Raw genomic sequence first — 19,030 nt, forward strand, 5'->3', positions numbered from 1 at the left:
CTGATCGCCGCGGCTCGCCGCCGCACGAGAGAGGTTGTAGCCGAATGAACAACCGTCGCCGCTTTCTGGCCATATCTGCCGCAGCACTGGCATCTCCGTCTCATGCACAGCCTATCCGTCGGCGTGGCTACGCCATGGGGGCCGAAATCAGCCTGACACTGGATGCTGACCCTGTGGAGGCAGAACATGCCATTGCCGCTCTGCGATCCATTCTGGAGGAATGCGAGGCGCTGTTCAGCCTGTATCGCCCGAACTCTGCCCTGTCGGAGCTCAACCGGAAAGGGTATCTCAAAAGCCCCGATCCCGCTTTTGTGTCTCTTTTGACGGCGTGCAGCGCGGCTTACGACCTCACAAATGGTCGCTTTGATCGCACAGTTCAGCCAATTTGGCTTGCCGCGTCCGAGATTGAGGCTCAACACGCGCGAAGGCTGATCGGATGGAACCGCGTAGGTCTAACTAAGGAACTCGTGCAATTGGGCCCTGATCAAGCGCTTATCCTGAACGTCATCGCTCAAGGTTTCGCCACCGATCTGGTCGTTCGCGCCTTGCGCAAAGCCGGGTGGGAAAAGGTTCTGGTCAATATCGGAGAATATTATGCAAGTGGTCGTCAGCGGCTGCTGGGCGTCACGGATCCAGTGCACCGACTTGTCGAAGTCACGCATTTGAAGGACCGCGCCATTGCTACGTCCAGCGCTGACGTCATGCGCCTGCGGTCGGGCGGCGCTCACATCATCGACCCGATGGGCGGAAACGCACCGCTTTGGTCAACGGTCAGTGTCCAGGCACCGGATGCTACGACGGCAGACGCGCTTTCAACAGCATTCCGTCATGCTTCCGAGGCTGAAATAGCAGCGACCCTTGCGCAGGCAGCCGGCGAGCGCATCGCGATCCGTGTACGCCCCAATGGGAAAGTGGTGACGCTGCAAGGATAAAAAGCCCCGGATAACACCGGGACTTTTCGATTTTCCCGACCAATTCTTTACAAGCAGTCTTCAACCGCGCGTTTGGTCATGACCGAAACAAGATGCGCTCGATACTCCTTGCTCCCATGCAGATCCGCAATCATGTTCGCCGGGTTTACGCGCAGGTCCATAAGGGCATCAGGGCGAAATTCCTTGTTCAGCGCCTGTTCAGCCTCGGACCACCGGAAAACGCCGTCCTCGCTCGCGCCGGTTACCGCGACGCGCACCCCGTCCGCAAAGCGGGCCAGGTAGACCCCGACAAGCGCAAAACGCGAGGCTGGCTGAAGGAACTTCCGGTAGCTCGCCGCTTGCGGCACCGGGAAACGGACCGATGTGATGATTTCACCCTCATCCAGTGCTGTCGTGAACATTCCCTGGAAAAAGTCATCGGCGGCAATCTGGCGGGTATTGGTCACGATAGTCGCCCCTGATCCCAATACCCCTGCCGGATAACAGGCCGCAGGGTCATTGTTGGCAACCGAGCCGCCAATCGTCCCGCGGTTGCGAACTGCCGGATCGCCAATCTGACCGGCCAGCGCTGCAAGCGCTGGATACGAGCCCACGGCCTCGCGGGCGACGACAGCGTGGGGCGTCGCGCCACCGATCGACACCGATCCGTCATCCTCGATGCAAACGCCTTGCATCTCGGGAATTCCGCTCACCGACACCAACTTGGACGGGGCCGCCAACCGTTGCTTCAATGTTGGGATCAGCGTCTGTCCGCCTCCCAACGCCTGCGCATCCTCTGCTGCCAATGCTGCAACCGCGTCAGCAATGGTCGAGGGCTTCTCAAACTCGAAATTGTACATTTCGTTCTTCCTTTCCGAAAGGCGCTGATCCGCCCTTCATCTGGCTATAAATATCCCGGGGAGCGCGAGGGGCTGGCCCCTCGCACCCCAACCTCTCAACCATGCATCGCCGTCCAAACGCGTGACGGGCTCATCGGCATGTCGATATGATCAACAGCCCTTCCACCCGAGTTCAACGCATCCAGCACCGCGTTGACCACCGCAGGCGGTGAGCCGATCGCTCCGGCCTCGCCGCAACCCTTCACGCCCAGCGGATTGTGCGTACAGGGCGTCTGGCTGGAATGATCCACGCCGTAGAACGGGACGTCATCGGCGCGTGGCATCGCGTAGTCCATGAAGGACGCGCTCAGCAATTGGCCGTTCTCATCATAGGCACAGTTCTCCAGCAAGGCCTGACCGATGCCCTGGCCGATACCGCCATGCACTTGTCCGTCAACGATCATTGGATTGACGATATTGCCAAAGTCATCCGCAGCCGTGAACTTCTCGATACTGACCTGACCTGTGTCTGGATCAACCTCGACCTCACAGGCATAAGCCCCTGCCGGGAAAGTAAAGTTGGCCGGGTCATAGAACGCGGTTTCCTCCAGTCCAGGTTCAACTTCCAGCGGATAGTTGTGCGGGACATAAGCCGTGAGGGTCACATCTCCCCAAGCTACAGACTTGTCAGTCCCCGCAACGCTGAACTGACCGTCCTTAAGTTCGATATCCGCCTCGGACGCCTCCAGCAAATGGGCTGCGATCTTTTTGGCCTTGTCGATCACCTTTTCGGTGGCCTTGACCATAGCCGAGCCGCAAACCGCCAGCGAGCGTGAGCCATAGGTGCCCATGCCAAACGGGATCTTCGAGGTATCCCCGTGCACAATCTCGACCATCGACTCATCGATACCGATCATGTCGGCCACGACCTGCGGGAAGGCTGTTTCATGGCCTTGCCCGTGGCTGTGTGCGCCAACCATCACACTTATCGAACCGGTGGCGTTCACCCGAACTGTCGCCGCGTCGTAAAGACCCGCACGGGCTCCCAACATGCCGACGATATTCGAAGGCGCGATACCACAAGCCTCGATATAGCAATTGACGCCGAGACCGCGCAGCTTGCCTTTGGCCTCACTCTGCGCGCGTCGTGCTGCAAAGCCCGCGAGATCAGCCGCAGCCTCAAGCTTGTCCATCGTCCCGTTGTAATCCCCGGTGTCATAAGTCAGCGCCACCGGCGTGTCATAGGGGAACTGGGTGACAAAGTTCTGTCGCCGCAGGGCGATCGGATCGACACCCAGTTCGCGCGCGGCTTTGTCGATCACACGTTCCAACTGGTATGTCGCCTCGGGGCGGCCCGCGCCGCGATAGGCGTCCACCGGCACCGTGTTGGTGAACATCGCCTTCACGTTTACCTGAATGACCGGCGTCTTGTAGTTGCCCGCCATCAGCGTGCCGTGCAGCCAGGTCGGGACCGAGCTGGAAAAGGTGGATAGATACGCGCCCAGATTGGCATATGTGTTGGTACGCAGGCCGACGAAATTGTTGTCGGCATCCAGCGCCAGCTCGATCTTGCTGACATGGTCGCGGCCCTGTGCATCCGACATGAACGCCTCGGACCGGCTGGCCGTCCACTTGACCGGGCGGTTGCAGGCCTTGGCGGCAAAGGTGCAGAATGCCTCTTCCGCATAGTGGAAAATCTTGGTACCGAAACCGCCGCCCACATCCGGCGCCACGACGCGGACCTTGTGTTCGGGCAGGCCGAGCACAAAGGCGCACATCAGCAGCCGGATCACATGCGGGTTCTGCGACGTGGTATAGAGCGTATACTCATCCGTGCCCCGGCTGTATTCCGCCACGGCCACGCGCGGTTCCATCGGGTTGGCGACCAGCCGGTTGTTCACCAGTTCCAGCGTGGTGACATGCGCGGCGTTGGCAAACACTTCGTTCACCTTGGCATCGTCCGCCTCACCCAACTGCCAGTCATAGCAGATGTTGTTCTTCAGATCGTCATGGACCAGCGTCGCGCCATCCTGCGCGGCTGCCTTCATGTCGATCACCGCGGGCAGTTCTTCGATATCCACATCGATTGCCTCAGCCGCGTCGCGCGCCTGTTCAAGGCTGTCGGCCACAACAGCAGCAATCGGATCGCCAACATGGCGCACTTTGCCTTGCGCCAGAATGGGGTGCGGCGGCTCTTGCATCGGCGCGCCGTGCTTGTCGGTGACTTCCCAGCCGCAGGGCATGCCGCCCACGCCTTCGAAATCCTTGCCGGTAAACACCTTGACCACTCCCGGCATGCCTTCGGCCGCCGAAGTGTCCACGGACTTGATCCGGCCATGCGCGATGTCGGACCGCAGAAAATGCACGTAGGCCTGGCCATGTACGTTGATGTCGTCGGTATAATTGCCTGCTCCGGTCAGAAAGCGTACGTCCTCGCGCCGCTTGGAACTGGCTCCGATGCCACTGTCTTTGGGCATTGCTTATTCTCCTCCCATAAACGGATGCTGCTGCATCCCTCACTCATCCCACGGGCGTGTTTCCGACGCCCGCAGCGGCATCATTCCGCAGCGATGCTGCCCACGTCCTGGCCGGATGCGGCCATGATCGCTTTGACGATGTTGTGATACCCAGTACAGCGGCACAGGTTGCCCTCCAGATACTTCCGGATTTCGGCCTCGGTTGGGCGCGGGTTCTCTTTCAGCAGCGCGGCGGCGCTCATCACCATGCCCGGAGTGCAGAATCCGCATTGCAGACCGTGGTGATCCTGAAACGCCTGCTGTATCACGTTCAGTGAGCCATCCGCTGTTGCCTGGCCTTCGATCGTGCCGACATCGGCCCCATCTGCTTCGGCGGCCAGCATGTTGCACGATTTCACCGCTTCGCCATTCACATGCACCACGCAAGCACCGCATTGCGCGGTGTCGCACCCCACATGCGTGCCCGTCAAAGACAGATGATCGCGCAGAAAACCGGACAACAATGTCCGGCCCTCGACGTCTCCGCTTACGGCTTTGCCGTTCACGGTCATGGAAATTTTCATGACTTTCTCCTCCCTGAATTCCAAAGGATCAACCGCCTAACACGCGCTTGATCCAACCTTTCTTTTCTTCCCCGGTCTCGCCTTCTTCCGAGGTTTCGGGCTCGGGCACATCCTGAGGTTCGACCGCGTTCTGGAAGTTCTCAAAGAACTGGTCGGCCATTTTTCTGGCAACCCCATCAATCACGCGCCCCCCCAACTGAGCCAGTTTGCCACCGACGCGTGCATCGACCGCGTAGGTCAGCAGTGTGCCTTCGGGGGCATCCGACAAGGTGACGTCGGCCGCGCCTTTGGCAAATCCGGCGGCTCCTCCCTTACCTTCACCCGATAACTTCACGCTTTCAAGCTCCACGAGATCAGAAAGGGTCACAGAGCCTTTGAACGTCGCTTTGACCGGGCCTACTTTCTGCACGACGGTAGCCTCGAACCCGTCTTCGACCGAGCCTGTCATCTCCTGACATCCCGGCACGCATTCCTTCAGAACATCTGCCGACAAAAGCGCGGCCCAGACTTTGGAACGCGGCGCGGCGATGACGCGGCTGTCATTGAGTTCCATATCACTTCTCCAAGTATATTTTTGTTACGCTACGCGGTGTTCGCAGCCTTGCCTATAAGACCTTGGGTGTAGTCACCGCAGCATGGGCGGCGAATGTGTAAGGCCGTGACGTTTGAAGATTTCGGCGATGCGCCCATCCTGCAACGCCGCGTAAATGGCATCGTCCACAGCATAGCCGAGGCCGCGATAGGCGAAATGAACGGCCACGCCAGTGGTCCATGAACTGACGGCAAAACCGGGCAGGGGTGGGGTATGGATGTCAAGCTCTGGCGTCAGCCTAGCCTCAAGGTTTTCGCCGGCAGCCACCAGATTGAAACGCGCGTCAACACCCAGCTCTTCGGCGATCAATGTTCTGGTGTCGATATCCACGCCCTGTATCTTGCCGTCTCTCTCATAGGACCACGGGGCAAAGTCGTCATAAGCCGCAAATTTGATATAGCCGCGCGCGACGATGGTATCGAGATCAGCGCCAACGATATCCCGGCTGGCGTTTTGTGGTTTGGGTTGAGGTACACGATCCTCGCATCGGGCCATCGCCATTCCGGTTGAAAGAGTGGCAGCCAACAGGGAGAAAAAAATGTGCGTCCGATCATGTGTCTCAGTCTGCCGTCCTATTGCGCGGCAGACAATCCAATTGTCAGTTGCTCCGCCGCCTATGAGAAATCAGGGCTGTCGCCCGAGATCAGAACAGCGGCGAGAAAGGCCACGCTGTCAGCCGCAGGGCGCCCGATCCTGTTTCCACAGTGCCGGCAATTTGGCTGAGATCCGACTGAAGCGCTGCGGCATCACCTTCCCCGCCGTCGGCCATCGCGGCCAGCAGGTCGCGGGGCGACGTCTCCGTGCGAAAACGCCATGCCAGCTGCGGTCAGGCCAGCCAGCGCTGTGTTGAAAAACACAAGACGCATCGTCTCCTCCTTCTGATGCTGGCTCTGGTCTTAGCTCAGGGAAAACCATCGTGAAATTCGACCTTGTTTGCAGATGAGCCGCTGCGTGCGACTAAGGTCGAATGGCATGCCGCACAAGGACTCATTTTAGTGGAGCAGCATCGGAGGAGGAGCAAACACGGCCATGTTTTTTGCGTCTTTGCAACTCTTGTTCTGTTGCCAATGGTTGCTGCGGCTGAGGTCTCTGTATCTGCTGTCTATCTTCATCAACAGGTCAGACGACCACCGGTTTTGTCGAACCTTGACCCATTACCCGACGATCTGGGCACGGCAGGTGCAGAACTGGCTTTGTCAGACAACCTGACAACGGCCAAGTTTCTGGGCCACACGTATGAACTGACAGTTTTGACCGTCCCGGAAGACGGGAATTGGCTTGATACGGCGCGCCGGGCCTTGTCCCAGACAAGCTTCCTGATATTGGACGCTCCGGCGCAGGCGCAACTGGCGGTCGCTGATCTTCCCGAGGCCGCCGACGCCATCTTGCTCAACGCGTCTGCCCGCGACCGCTACTTAAGACATACCGCCTAGCCGTGCCAACCTGCTGCACACCATGCCGTCCGATGCGATGCGCGCGAACGCTCTGGCACAATTTCTGGTCAAAAGGCGCTGGGACGATCTGGTTCTGGTCGCCGGAGAACACCAGTCGGACATGGCCTTTGCTGACGCAATGAAACTGTCCCTGACCAAATTCGGACTGGAAATTCGGGCGGAAAAGACCTGGCGTTTCGATGCTGACATGAGGCACAATGCGGCGCAGGAAGTTCCTGTTTTCACGTAGGATTTCGTGGACTACGATGTCACGTTGGTCGCGGATGAGCTGGGCGACTTCGCAAGATATATACCGTTCAACACATGGGAACCCAGGCCGGTCGCAGGTTCGGAAGGGTTGCGACCGGTCACGTGGTCGCCTGTGGTCGAGCAATGGGGCGCGGTTCAGTTGCAGAGCCGGTTCGCCGGTTAAGCAGGCCGGTCGATGAGGCCAATCGACTATGCGGCATGGGCTGCGTTTCGGTCCTTGGGCGAGGCCGTGGCCCGAACGCAATCTGGCGATCCCGCGGTTCTGCGGGACTACATTCTGTTGGAAAAATTTGAACTGGCAGGCTTCAAGGGCCGGGCGATGAGTTTCCGCGCCTGGAACGGTCAGTTGCGCCAACCCATCCCGCTGATGACGGATCGAGCGGTCGTGGCCCTCGCACCGCTCGCGGGTTTCCTGCACCACAGGACTGAACTGGACACTCTGGGAATTGACCAGGCCGAATGCCTGTGCACGGCCTTTAGCGAGGACTAAAGATAAAGTTTTCCGTCTTTTTGGCCGCTGCTGCATTTTGCACTCCGGCGGTTTCGGACGAGAATTGGATCAGCAATGAAAAAGACGACACGCTCAGCGTGATCAATATCGAAACGTTTGAAGTGATCCGCACCCTTAAAACCGGAGAACGACCACGCGGGATCACATTTTCCAAGGACTACTCGGTTCTCTACATCTGCGCGTCAGATAATGACTCGGTGCAGGTCATGGATCCTGAAACCGGAGAAGTCCTTTATGATCTGCCGTCGGGCGAAGACCCCAAACAGTTCGTTTTGCACCCGAATGATCGGCATCTGTACATCGCCAACGAAGATGACGCGATAACAACTGTCGTCGACACGGTATCGCGGACCGTAATTGCCCAGATAGACGTGAGTATCGAGCCGGAAGGGGTGGCGGTCTCACCAGACGGCACGATCGCTGTCACCACGTCCGAGACCATCAATATGGCTCATTGGATCGATACTGAAACACAGGAGTTGTTCGCCAACGCCCTGGTGGACTCGCGCCCGCGCCACGCGGAATTCGTCAAGGGCGGAACCGAACCTTGGGTCAGCTCTGAAATCGACGCCGGAAACTGAATCAAGCTCCTGAATTTCAGCGGCAATGGTGGTCGGTAGATTTTTGGGCGGCCTGAAAGGTCAAGGAAACATATCCCTGCATTCTGGGCGGGACGTCGCGGGACAGACCCGTTCCGAACGACACGTGCAGGGCCAAATGGCGCAACCGTATCAAGATCATGTTCGTCCGGGAGAAGGATCGGCGCCGCGTCGCAAACCGTTGCGACAGATGCCCTAAAGTGGTCCGATAAGTCACCGCTGGTGCCGCCGAAACCATGAGTGTGGAGCCCGGATGAAATGCGCGAATTGCCCCCACGACCATTGTGCAATTTCGCCGACAGACCCGCCTGCGAATAGTTGCCGTGCCAACAGCTCTGACCTGTCGGCGATTCGGTGCGGAGGGAAGACACAAGTCTAGGGAGGACACTGATGAACCGGTTCACAATGGCGGCAGTTGCAAGCGTGATTGCAGTGGGCACGGCCCATGCAGAAGTTACCGAGGACGATCTGGCAACGACCAGTCAATTGCGACCCAGGTCGTGACAAACGGGATGGGACGCCACTTGCAGCGCTACAGCCCGTTGGACATGCTGAACAAAGACAACGTCAAGAACCTGTTGCCGGCCTGGGCGTTCAGCCTTGGTGGCGAAAAACAGCGCGGGCAGGAAGCCCAGCCGCTGATCTATGGCGGCATGATGTATATCACCGGATCGTATTCGCGCCTTTATGCAATTGATCTGGAAACCGGCAAAGAGGTCTGGCGATACGAGGCGTGCCTGCCCGAAGGCATTCTGCCTTGCTGTGACGTGGTGAACCGGCGTGCCGCCATCTACGGCGACAAGGTGATTTTCGGCACCCTTGATGCCCGGATTGTGGCCCTGAACAAAGACACCGGCGACGTCGTGCGGCGTGATAAAATCGCGGATTACAAGGCGGCGTATTCTTACAACGCGGCTCCGCTGATCGTTGACGGTCTGGTGATCACCGGAAATTCCGGTGGTGAGTTTGGCATCGTTGGCGCTGTGCAGGCACGGGACGTGAACACCGGTGATCCGGTATGGGAACGCCCGGTCATAGAAGGCCATATGGAGACGCTGAACGATGAAGAAAGCACCATGACGGGCGAGTTGAATGCGACGTGACCCGGCGACATGTGGAAGACCGGCGGTGGCGCAACCTGGCTGGGTTGTTCCTATGACGCGGACACGGATACGCTTGTTTTCGGGGTCGGAAACCCGGCGCCGTGGAACTCGTGGCTGCGCAATGCGGGCACGCCGACGGAAGGTAACGCCGGAGACAACCTTTACGCGGCCAGCCGCATCGGAATCGATCCGAAACCCGGCGAAATCAAATGGCATTTCCAGACCACGCCGCGCGAAGGTTGGGACTATGACGGTGTAAACGAGGTTGTTGCCTATACCGACCGTGAAGGAAACAAGCGTTACGCAACCGCCGATCGCAACGGGTATTTCTATTTTCTGAACCGCGAAGACGGTGCCTTTGTATCGGCCAATCCGTTTGTCAAAGACATAACATGGGCGTCCGGCGTGGATTAGACCGGCCGACCGGTCTTTGTCGAAGAAAACCGCCCCGGGGATCCGTCGTCAGCGGCTGATGACAAGAAGGGTGAAGTGATCTTTGCATCGCCTTCTTTCCTTGGCGGCAAGAAATGGATGCCGATGTCCTTTTCGCAACGTACCGGCAATTTTTATGTACGGTCGAACGAATGGGGCATGGATATCTGGAACCAGCCGAACTCGTACAAGAAGGGTGCCGCCTATCTGGGCGCAGGCTTTACGATCAAACCCAACTACGAAGATCACATTGGGTCTCTCAAGGCCATCGATCCGGATGCCGGCGAATGGGAATGGGGATACAAGAACAACGCGCTGCTGTGGTCAGGCGTGATGGCAACAGCCGGTGGCCTGGTGTTCTTTGGCGCGCCTGAAAGTGAGTTTATCGCGCTGGACGACGAGACCAGCGAGAAGCTGTGGTCGTTCCAGACCGGCTCGGGCATCGTTGGGCAGCCTGTGACCTGAGAACAGGATGGTGAACAATATGTCGCGATCATTTCCGGCTGGGGCGGCACTGCACCGCTCTGGGGGGGTGAGGTGGCCAAGAAGGTCAACTATCTGAACCAGGGTGGTACCTTGTGGATATTCCGCCCGCCAAAGGAACTGGCATCGGCGAACTGACACGGGATCCAGCAAAACCCTGATGCGTACCTCTGATCCGGGGTGCGCGTTACTATACGACCTTCCGCCAGTATGCGTGGTTTTCATTCATCGCTAGGATTGGTTAGGCTGGAGATCATTTGAATGCAAAAGGCTATACCAGATGCTTGCTGAATCCGCCGCGCGCAATAATTTCGAAAACGTGCTGATCGTTGATGACCATCCATTGTTTTGCGACGCCTTGTCGATGACCTTGCAAAGTGTGGCTCAGATCCGGAAAATCCATACGGCAGACCGGCTGGAGGACGCCTTGGATCTGCTGGCAAGTGGGCTGAAACCCGATGCGGTCATGCTGGATCTCAATTTGCCGGATGTGGACGGCCTGGAAGGTTTGATCCGCTTGAAGGCTGCCGCAAACGCACCGGTGATCGTAGTGTCGTCGCTGACGGACAACCGCGTTGTCAGCCAGGTGATACAGGCCGGCGCATCAGGCTATGTCCCCAAGCACAGTCAGCGCGACGTGTTCCGCACTGCATTCGAGACAGTGCACGCCGGTGACGTTTTCGTGCCAGAGGGCTGTGTTTTGATTGACACAGAGGAAGAGGACGAACACGACGAAGCGGTCAAACGACTGGCGACACTGACAAATCAACAGGCGCGCATCCTGCAACTGATCTGCGAAGGCAAACTGAACAAGCAAATCGCCTATGACTTGTCGATTGCGGAAACGACGGTCAAAGCGCACGTGACAGCAATAATGCGAAAACTGGGTGTTCAAAGTCGTACGCAGGCGGTTCTGATCGTCAAGAAAGCGTCCTTTGCCAGTGTCTTGCAAGACCAAGGCTAAGCGTCATACTCTCACGTCATCGTCGCGCTTTTAGGGAGGAGGCACGATGGACCAAGCAGTCGGGTGGGCAACAGCCCGGGCCCGTACGCCAGGCATCGTCAAAACGGCTTTTGCACGCCACGACACCGGGCAGTCGATCGAGACCCTCAGACGCCAGTTGGGTGATGACCCACTTGCGCTTGTCATTCTTTTTGTCAGCCCGAACGCCGATGCATCCGTGGTGATCGCGGATGCCGAGCGCGCCTTTGCGCCGACCCCGATTGTTGGTTGCACCACCGCCGGAGAGCTGGCGGATAGTGGGTATTGCGAAGATCAGATCGTCGCGATCGGCCTGCCGCAATCCCATTTCGACATACGCACGGTTCTTGTTCCGGATCTGAACGAATTCGAGTCCGACAGCATCATCAAAGAGATGATCCACAACAGAAATACGATGATGGCGAACGCACCCGACTGGAGCCATGAATTCACGTTCCTGATGATTGACGGGTTGTCGACAAAAGAAGATGAACTGACGTCGGAATTGGCTGTGGGGCTGGGGCCGGTGCCATTGTTCGGCGGTTCGGCCGGGGATGGAACCAAATTCGGGCGCACTTATGTTCTGTATCAGGGGCAGGCAAGAAGCAACGCAGCCGTACTCACGCAGGTTCGCACGCGGTGTCCGATCAAGGTGTTCAAGACCGATCACCTTCTGCCCACCGCCTATCGCATGGTCGTGACCAAGGCAGACCCGGCAAAACGCATCGTTCAGGAAATCAATGCCGAACCCGCTGCCCGCGAATACGCCCGTATTCTCGGCAAAGACCCGGAACAGCTCACCACATTCACATTCGCAGCCCATCCAGTCGTTGTGCAAATAGGCGGGCAACACCATGTCCGCGCGATCCAGCAGGTAGCGGGAAATGGCGATCTCGTCTTTTTTTCGGCGATTGACGAAGGCTTGGTCCTGACGCTGGCAGAACCTCGGGACATGGTTGAACATCTACAGGAAGAAATCAGCCTGTTGACCGAGAAGCAGCAACCCGACACCATTTTGGGTTGTGACTGCATCCTTCGCCGGCTGGAGGCCCAGCAAAAGCAAAAGACGCACGCGATCTCGGACATCCTGTCTCGCCATCACGTGGTCGGTTTCTCGACCTATGGAGAGCAATTCAATTCGATCCATGTGAACCAGACCCTGACCGGCGTGGCGATATACCCGCCCGAGAAAGAGTAAGGTATGATCGAGCATCTCACAGACCCCTCGGACTCCCTTGAACGTCAGAACGAAAAACTCAGGAAAATTGCCGAAGCCCTGATGCGGCGGGTCGAAGAATCCACCAATGCCTCTGGCGCGGCTTATGCTCAGTTCCAACGGGCGGCGGTGCTTGAACAAGAGGTTCGCGCCCGAACGGATGACCTTGAGCGCGCGCTTGAACTTCTGAATGACTCCAACGCTAGGTTGGCGCAGGCCAACAAGGAAACCGAAGCAGCGCGCGCAGATTTGGCAAATGCGATCGAAACGGTGCAGGAAGGCTTTGCCCTGTTCAATCGTGACGAAGAACTGGTGCTGTGCAACAGCAGGTTCGGGATGCATATGCCCGATATTCAGGAACAGCTGAACCCCGGCTTGTGTTTTGCCGACTACGTGGAACTGGTCAGCCGATCCAGGTTCCTGTCCTTGCCAGAGACAATGAGCCCAGAGGACTGGGCCAAAAGCCGTCTGGATCGTCACGCAGATGACCACGTGGTGTTCAATGTTCGTCTTTCGGGCAATCGGTGGACGCAAGTGTCAGAACACCGCACGCCAGACGGGGGCACCGTGATCCTGCAAACCGACGTGACAGATATCATGCGGATCGAACGGCAAGAAAGGGATCGCATTCTTGACGACAAGGCGCGGCTGATCCGCGCCACGCTTGAACATATCGATCAGGGCGTCTGTATCTTTGACAACAAGCACCGCATGATCGGGTGGAACACCCGCGCAAGCGAGCTTTTGGCCATACCGATCACTCAGTTTCAGATGGGCATGCGGTTTGAAACCCTGTCCAATCGCCTGGGCGACAACATCAGCTTTCAGAAAGGCATAACCGAGGCGGATCTGCTGGATTGGGTCAGCCGACCAACCTACCGCCGCCCTCTTCAGTTCCAGATGCATCAGGGGCGATCGAAAATCCTGTCGGTCTTTGCGCAGGAAATGCCAGACCGGGGCTTTGTGATTTCCTTTACCGATGTAACTGCGGAACGGAGGTCTGCGCAGGCCTTGTATGAAGCCAAGGAACTTTTGGAACAACGTGTGGCGTCACGCACAATGGAGCTTGCGGATGCGCTGAACGAGGCTGAACGGGCGAACGCGTCAAAATCGCGTTTTGTGGCCGCCGCCAGCCATGACCTGTTGCAGCCTCTGTCTGCTGCAAAGCTCTATGTTGCGTCACTGGGCAGCGGTTTGGACACTGACACCGCCCGGACCGTTGCAGCAAAAGCAGAAAGCGCCCTGAACAGTGTCGAACACATTCTCGAAGCCCTGCTGGACATCTCAAAGCTGGATTCCGGGCGGGCCAAGGCGCATCTGTCCACAGTGTCGGTGGGCGAGCTTTTCTTGCAGATGGAAGACGCATTCAAGCCCGTCGCCCAGGCCAAGGGTTTGAGTTTGCGTTTTGTTGACACAAAGGCTCTGGTCACAAGCGATGCCAGTTACCTTCGGCGTATATTGCAGAATCTGCTGTCAAACGCGATCCGGTACACCGAGACCGGCAAAGTTCTTGTTGGTGTCAGGCATCGCAAGAACGCAATTGCTTTGGAAGTCTGGGATACGGGCATTGGCATAGCATCAGATCAAAGAGATATCGTGTTTCAGGAATTTCAGCGTTTGCATTCAGATGCCAGCGCCGCCGAAGGAATGGGGTTGGGTCTTGCGATTGTCGAGCGGGCCTGCGGGTTGCTACAACACCCCATCCACCTGTTTTCCGAAGTTGGAAAGGGCACGGGGTTTTCGGTCGAAATACCTTTGGCCCGGGTGAAACCAGAGGTTTTTCTCTGCTCTTCAGTGGTACAAAAACCAAACTTGAATGTGCTGGGCAACACAGTCGCCCTGTTGATCGAAAACGATGAAAACCTGCGCGGCGCGTTGACCATGACCATCGAATCCTGGGGCGTCGAGGTTCTGGAATGCGAAAGCGAAAGCGAAGCGATTGGCCTTCTGCGCGAAATAGGCATCCTGCCAGACTTTGTTGTCGCCGACTATCAATTGAACAACGGAAAAACAGGGACGGACGCCATGCGTGCCCTGACGGATGAATTCGGGCATTTGCCCGGCTGTATTATCTCAGCCAATCGATCACAAGAGCTTGTTCAGCAGTGCAAACAAGCAAAGCTGCCGCTGTTTTACAAACCGATAGATCCGCAACTGCTAAAATCGACGCTGGAGGCCTCGGTCGCGCGCGTCATCTGAGTTTTTCCGGTTGTCGCACATTTCCAAGTTCGGCCGGGTGTCTTTCAGAAGTCTTCCGTCCGCGGGTTGGCGTTGGTCTGATCCAGCATCGACACAACTTCCGCCTTCCATCCCGCTTTTATTTTCAGCGCCAATTGCGAAGGGGGGCGGTGATCCGGCGACAGGATGGCGTATTCGTATCTGAGGGGGTCCTTGAAAGGCAGAAATACAACACGGCCATGCGAGATATTCAGCTTCCGTTCCGTCGCAACAGTCAACGGATCGACAATCGAGCAGCACTGCCCCGATCCAACAAACGGAATGAGCGGAAGAAAATACTGGCACGTCACACTAGGTTTGTAAGTGGCGGCAACCATCTGAAAAGCGCGCTGCACTTTCTTCTGAAAAGGGTGGGTGTTATACAGTCCACCCATTGGCACATCATCGAGATCCGAAATCGTCACAGCCTTTTCTTGCGCCAACGGGTTGTCCCGATCCATTGCGCAAAAGCAGTCTCCGCTGATGATCTCTGCCGTGAATTGCGGCTTCTTTCCGACCGGGTGTTCGAAATCAGCAAACCCGAAATCAATGTTCTGAGTGCCTGCAAGTTCCATTATCTGTGGCGAACTGCGGGTGGACAGCGTAACCCGGATGTCCGGATTCCCGCCAACTGAACGGCTTATGAAATTCGGGAAGGCAAAAATGGACGGTCCCGGCATGGCGGCAATGTTCAGGCTGCCTGAATTTCCTTTAAGAAGACCGTGCATCGTACTGGAAACCGTAGATAATCTGTCCAGTATTCCGGTGGTTTCTGCCAACAGGTAATGCGCCTCTGGCACTGGGATCAGACGCCGGCCTTTTCGTTCGAACAAGGTCAGTCCCAGACTCCTTTCCAGGTTCTTGATTGCCAGGCTGATCGCGGGTTGTGTCCGGTTCAGCTTCTTCGCGGTTTGAGAGATGGACCCGGTTTCCATCACCTCACGAAAAACTGTCAATTGAGCAAGGTTCATATCTAAAACATAAGCTAAACTTTCATTTTGTTAAATATAACAAATTTGTATTTATGCTAAAACTCCATAGGCTGAACGGATCAGAATTCGAACAAACCGAATCCAACGATCCACAACTGGGAGCTTACGATGAAATTGATGAAATGCCTGACGGGTTTGGCTTTGGCGGGTGCATTGGCTGCACCGGCGTTTGCACAGGACCCAACCTTTTTTCGCATCGGCACCGGCGGTGCAGGCGGCACTTATTTCCCGATCGGCGGGACCATCGCCAACGGAATTTCGGCCCCTCCAGGCTCACGCCCCTGCGAAGAGGGCGGCCAATGCGGCGTGCCCGGGTTGATCGCGATTGCACAGTCGACAACTGCGTCAGTCTTCAACAATGCCGCCGTGCAAAACGGTGAGCTTGAGGCCGGCCTGGCCGCGGCAGATGTAACCCGTTCGATGTATCTGGGTGAGGGCAAGTTTGAAGGCAAACCCCACCCGAAACTGCGCATCGTCGCAAACCTGTTCCCGGAAGACCTGCACCTGGTGCTGCCAGCCGGTCAGACGATCAACGATCTGAGTGATCTCAAAGGCAAGCGCGTTGGTATTGCCCAGGCTGGTTCCGGCACGCAGGTGGCCGTTTTGCAGATGCTGGACGCCTGGGGCGTCAATCGCGACAATATGGACGAGGCTGAGCTGAACAACAGTCAGAGCGCCGAGCGTTTGGCCGACGGTCAGCTTGACGCCTATTTCTACGCAGCAGGCTGGCCGGTTGCCGCAATGGTGCAGCTGTCATCGACCAAGGGCATGAACCTGCATTCCTTCAGCGATGAAGATCTGGCAAAGATCAACGAGATCATTCCTGCCTATATCCCGTCCGCTATCCCGGGCGGTGTATATGAAGGCATCGATTCCGAAACCAAGACCCCTGCGGTCAGCGCGATGCTGGTTGTGTCATCGGATCTGTCCGAAGATCTGGTCTATCAGCTGACCAAGGCCCTGTGGAACGACAACACGCGCAAGCTGCTGGACAACGGCCACGCAAAGGGCAAGCAGATCACGCCTGATACTGCCCTCGACGGCGTCGAGGCGCTGGGTGTTCCGCTGCATCCGGGTGCTGAGAAGTTCTATAAAGAAGCCGGTCTTCTTCAATAACCACACCTGACTGAAACCTGTCGTCGGTGCCCCTTCTTGGGGCACCGCACTCTGGAATTTTGCGAAATCGGGGGGCCATCATGTCCGAGACCCAGAAACTTGATGACCACGAACTGACGGCCGAGGAGCTGGCGGCCATCGAAGAACAGTTCGACGAAGGCGCCGCTGTCCGGCAGGTCACGCCCACGGCAGGCAAGGTGTTGCGTGTCGTCGCCCTGATCTTTGCATTCTACGAATTCTTCACGGCTGGGTTCGGCTTGCCGGCCGACCACTGGCATATGGGCATCTATCTGGCTCTGCTGTTCATTCTGGTCTACGCCACGATCCCGATTGTCGGGGCCAAAAGCCTCTATGCTCTCAAAGTCAGTCGCTTCCGCATCGGCAACGTCCCTCTTTATGATCTGGTGTTCATGGCGCTTGGCATCGTCGCCGCGCTTTACGTTGGTTTCGCCTGGCGCGGCATCCCGTTCCTGGGGATCGAGGAACAAACCTTTCGCATGGGCAACCCAAACAGCTATGATGTGATCCTCGGCGTCATCATCATCCTTCTGGTACTGGACATTGCGCGCCGCACGCTGGGTTGGGTATTGCCGCTGATCATCTGCGTATTCATCTCATACGCGCTGATGGGTCCCTATTTTCCCGGGTTGCTGCAACATCCGGGCGTGAACTTCAAAACCTTCGTGTCGTCGATGTACTTCCCGCAGGAAGGAATCTATGGCGTGACGCTTTGGGTTGTTTCGACCATCGTGTTCCACTTTGTCCTGTTCGGCGTGATCGCTCAGCGAACGGGGCTTGGACAATTGTTCATTGATAACGCAACCATTTTGGCGGGTCGCTATACGGGCGGTCCGGCCAAAGTGTCGGTGGTATCCTCGGCCTTCTTCGGCACGATCTCGGGCTCTTCGGTGGCCAACACCGTTTCGACCGGCGCGCTGACAATTCCCAACATGAAGCGCCTTGGGTACCCCGGTCACTTTGCGGGCGGAGTCGAGGCCGCGTCTTCGGCCGGTGGTCAGATCACTCCGCCCATCATGGGCGCTGCGGCCTTCATCATGGCCGAGTTCCTCGAGGTGCCCTATACCACCATCGTGATCGCGGCAATCTTTCCAGCAATCCTGCACTATGTCGGCGTCTTTGCCGTGGTGCACCTGATGGCGCGTAAGCTGAACCTGCAAGGTCTGGCGAAAGAGCAATTGCCACAGCTCAAGGCCGTCTGGGCCGAGGGTTGGGCCAATATCGTTCCGTTGATCGGTTTGTTGGTCGTCCTGTTTACCGGCTACACGCCGTTCATGTCGGCCTTCTGCGGTATTTCGCTGGCGGTTATCGCGGGCATGTCGCGGATCAAGCAACCGCCAACACTGATCTACGCGGCGGCGTTTCTTGCGTTCGTGCTTTGGAAGTTCTCCGACGGTGGGTTTGACCTGTCCATGACAGCGATTCTGTGCGGATTGTCGGTGATTGCCACGCTCAACCCGCAGAAACGGATAGAAGTGCCCGAGATGTTGGCCGCGGTCGAACTTGGGGTAAAGTACTCGCTGGCCGTGGGGGCCGCTGCCGCCGCTGTTGGTATCGTGGTGGGTGTCATCAACACTACCGGCATCGGCTTTCGCATCGGCTTCATGGTCACGCAGGGCGCGGGCAATCTGGCATCCGATCTTTACAACATGATCTCGTTCGGCAGTTTCCAACTGTTTGCGATGGAAGACCTGCAATTGTTTATCTCGCTGGTCTTTATTGCCATCGTCTGCATTCTGATGGGTGCCGGCATCCCGACCACGGCGCTGTACATCATGCTCGTCTCGGTGGCGCAGCCTGCGCTGGCGCAGTTGGGGGTTCCACCCATCGCCAGCCATCTGTTCGTGTTGTATTATGGCGTGGTCTCCGAGATCACACCTCCGGTCTGTACGTCGGCCTATGCGGCGGCAGCGATTGCGAATTCCAACCCGTTCCGCACCGGGCTGTCCGCCTTTACGCTGGGACTGGGCAAGGTCATCGCGCCAATGGCGTTCGTCTATGCGCCGGTTTTGCTGTTCGTGTCTTCCACCGGGTTCGATCTTTGGGAATTCACCTATACCGCCGCCAGCTGTATCGCCGGTGTCATCGCCCTTTCGGCAGCGGTCGTGGGGTATTGGTTGCAGCCACTCAACCTCGTGTCGCGCATCCTGATGGCCATTGCCGGGGTTATCTTCGTGGCGCCCACGCTGACGGCTGACCTGATCGCATTGGCGGTGGCGTCTCCTGTCATCATCACACAGGTGATCGCCCGCAGCCGAATTCAAGCAACGGTCTGA

General features: G+C 57.5%; 16 protein-coding genes and 2 pseudogenes. 12 read left to right on the forward strand and 6 right to left on the reverse strand.

Going from position 1 to position 19,030, the window contains the following annotated elements; genetic code table 11:
* Positions 1-44 precede the first annotated feature (44 nt).
* Positions 45-932 (forward strand): FAD:protein FMN transferase, encoded by an 888-nt coding sequence (locus tag ACR3E6_RS20200; RefSeq protein WP_480489017.1) that lies wholly within the window; start codon positions 45-47, stop codon positions 930-932.
* A gap of 47 nt (positions 933-979) precedes the next feature.
* On the opposite strand, the gene ACR3E6_RS20205 is transcribed toward ACR3E6_RS20200, so the two are convergent.
* The 5 genes from ACR3E6_RS20205 to ACR3E6_RS20225 form a co-directional block, all read right to left on the reverse strand.
* On the reverse strand, positions 980-1,771 hold the full coding sequence (locus ACR3E6_RS20205) for an FAD binding domain-containing protein (RefSeq protein WP_210092870.1): 792 nt from the start codon (positions 1,769-1,771) through the stop codon (positions 980-982).
* Positions 1,772-1,866: 95 nt separating this feature from the next.
* Positions 1,867-4,227 carry a xanthine dehydrogenase family protein molybdopterin-binding subunit gene (locus ACR3E6_RS20210; RefSeq protein WP_480489019.1) on the reverse strand — a complete coding sequence of 787 codons (2,361 nt, stop codon included), beginning with the start codon at positions 4,225-4,227 and terminating at the stop codon, positions 1,867-1,869.
* Positions 4,228-4,307: 80 nt separating this feature from the next.
* Entirely contained in the window at positions 4,308-4,790 is a 483-nt protein-coding gene (locus tag ACR3E6_RS20215) for a (2Fe-2S)-binding protein (RefSeq protein WP_152460328.1), read from the reverse strand.
* Positions 4,791-4,818: 28 nt separating this feature from the next.
* Positions 4,819-5,343, reverse strand: coding sequence for an SRPBCC family protein (locus ACR3E6_RS20220; RefSeq protein WP_209834000.1), 525 nt, complete (start codon positions 5,341-5,343; stop codon positions 4,819-4,821).
* A 72-nt stretch (positions 5,344-5,415) separates the two neighbouring features.
* Positions 5,416-5,907 carry a transporter substrate-binding domain-containing protein gene (locus ACR3E6_RS20225; protein WP_480489021.1) on the reverse strand — a complete coding sequence of 164 codons (492 nt, stop codon included), beginning with the start codon at positions 5,905-5,907 and terminating at the stop codon, positions 5,416-5,418.
* A gap of 611 nt (positions 5,908-6,518) precedes the next feature.
* On the opposite strand from ACR3E6_RS20225, the gene ACR3E6_RS20230 reads away from it, so the two are divergent.
* The 9 genes and pseudogenes from ACR3E6_RS20230 to ACR3E6_RS20270 all read left to right on the forward strand — a co-directional run bounded on the left by ACR3E6_RS20230 (position 6,519) and on the right by ACR3E6_RS20270 (position 14,610).
* Positions 6,519-6,815, forward strand: coding sequence for a hypothetical protein (locus tag ACR3E6_RS20230; RefSeq protein WP_480489023.1), 297 nt, complete (start codon positions 6,519-6,521; stop codon positions 6,813-6,815).
* Positions 6,816-6,837: 22 nt separating this feature from the next.
* Positions 6,838-7,065, forward strand: coding sequence for a hypothetical protein (locus tag ACR3E6_RS20235; RefSeq protein ID WP_480489025.1), 228 nt, complete (start codon positions 6,838-6,840; stop codon positions 7,063-7,065).
* 6 nt (positions 7,066-7,071) lie between these two features.
* On the forward strand, positions 7,072-7,248 hold the full coding sequence (locus tag ACR3E6_RS20240; RefSeq protein WP_348539519.1) for a hypothetical protein: 177 nt from the start codon (positions 7,072-7,074) through the stop codon (positions 7,246-7,248).
* Positions 7,249-7,260: 12 nt separating this feature from the next.
* A complete protein-coding gene (locus tag ACR3E6_RS20245; protein ID WP_480489027.1) occupies positions 7,261-7,575 on the forward strand; it encodes a hypothetical protein in 315 nt (104 codons plus the stop codon).
* 20 nt (positions 7,576-7,595) lie between these two features.
* Positions 7,596-8,162, forward strand: a pseudogene (locus ACR3E6_RS20250) (beta-propeller fold lactonase family protein); the annotation flags it as partial.
* A 423-nt stretch (positions 8,163-8,585) separates the two neighbouring features.
* Positions 8,586-10,351: pseudogene (locus tag ACR3E6_RS20255) on the forward strand (PQQ-dependent methanol/ethanol family dehydrogenase).
* 142 nt (positions 10,352-10,493) lie between these two features.
* Positions 10,494-11,177, forward strand: coding sequence for a response regulator (locus ACR3E6_RS20260; protein WP_171635969.1), 684 nt, complete (start codon positions 10,494-10,496; stop codon positions 11,175-11,177).
* A gap of 46 nt (positions 11,178-11,223) precedes the next feature.
* A complete protein-coding gene (locus tag ACR3E6_RS20265; RefSeq protein WP_171723722.1) occupies positions 11,224-12,393 on the forward strand; it encodes an FIST N-terminal domain-containing protein in 1,170 nt (389 codons plus the stop codon).
* Between the two features lie 3 nt (positions 12,394-12,396).
* Entirely contained in the window at positions 12,397-14,610 is a 2,214-nt protein-coding gene (locus ACR3E6_RS20270) for a hybrid sensor histidine kinase/response regulator (protein ID WP_480489030.1), read from the forward strand.
* Positions 14,611-14,654: 44 nt separating this feature from the next.
* On the opposite strand, the gene ACR3E6_RS20275 is transcribed toward ACR3E6_RS20270, so the two are convergent.
* Complete coding sequence (locus ACR3E6_RS20275) at positions 14,655-15,599, reverse strand: LysR family transcriptional regulator (protein WP_480489032.1); 945 nt, start codon at positions 15,597-15,599, stop codon at positions 14,655-14,657.
* 129 nt (positions 15,600-15,728) lie between these two features.
* On the opposite strand from ACR3E6_RS20275, the gene ACR3E6_RS20280 reads away from it, so the two are divergent.
* Both ACR3E6_RS20280 and ACR3E6_RS20285 read left to right on the forward strand, forming a co-directional pair.
* Positions 15,729-16,736: a TAXI family TRAP transporter solute-binding subunit gene (locus tag ACR3E6_RS20280; RefSeq protein ID WP_171635979.1), complete on the forward strand. Its 1,008-nt coding sequence runs from the start codon at positions 15,729-15,731 to the stop codon at positions 16,734-16,736.
* 80 nt (positions 16,737-16,816) lie between these two features.
* Positions 16,817-19,030, forward strand: a complete 2,214-nt coding sequence (locus tag ACR3E6_RS20285) for a TRAP transporter permease (protein ID WP_171723724.1) — start codon at positions 16,817-16,819, stop codon at positions 19,028-19,030.

This window comes from Ruegeria sp. AL3 (genome assembly GCF_056536065.1).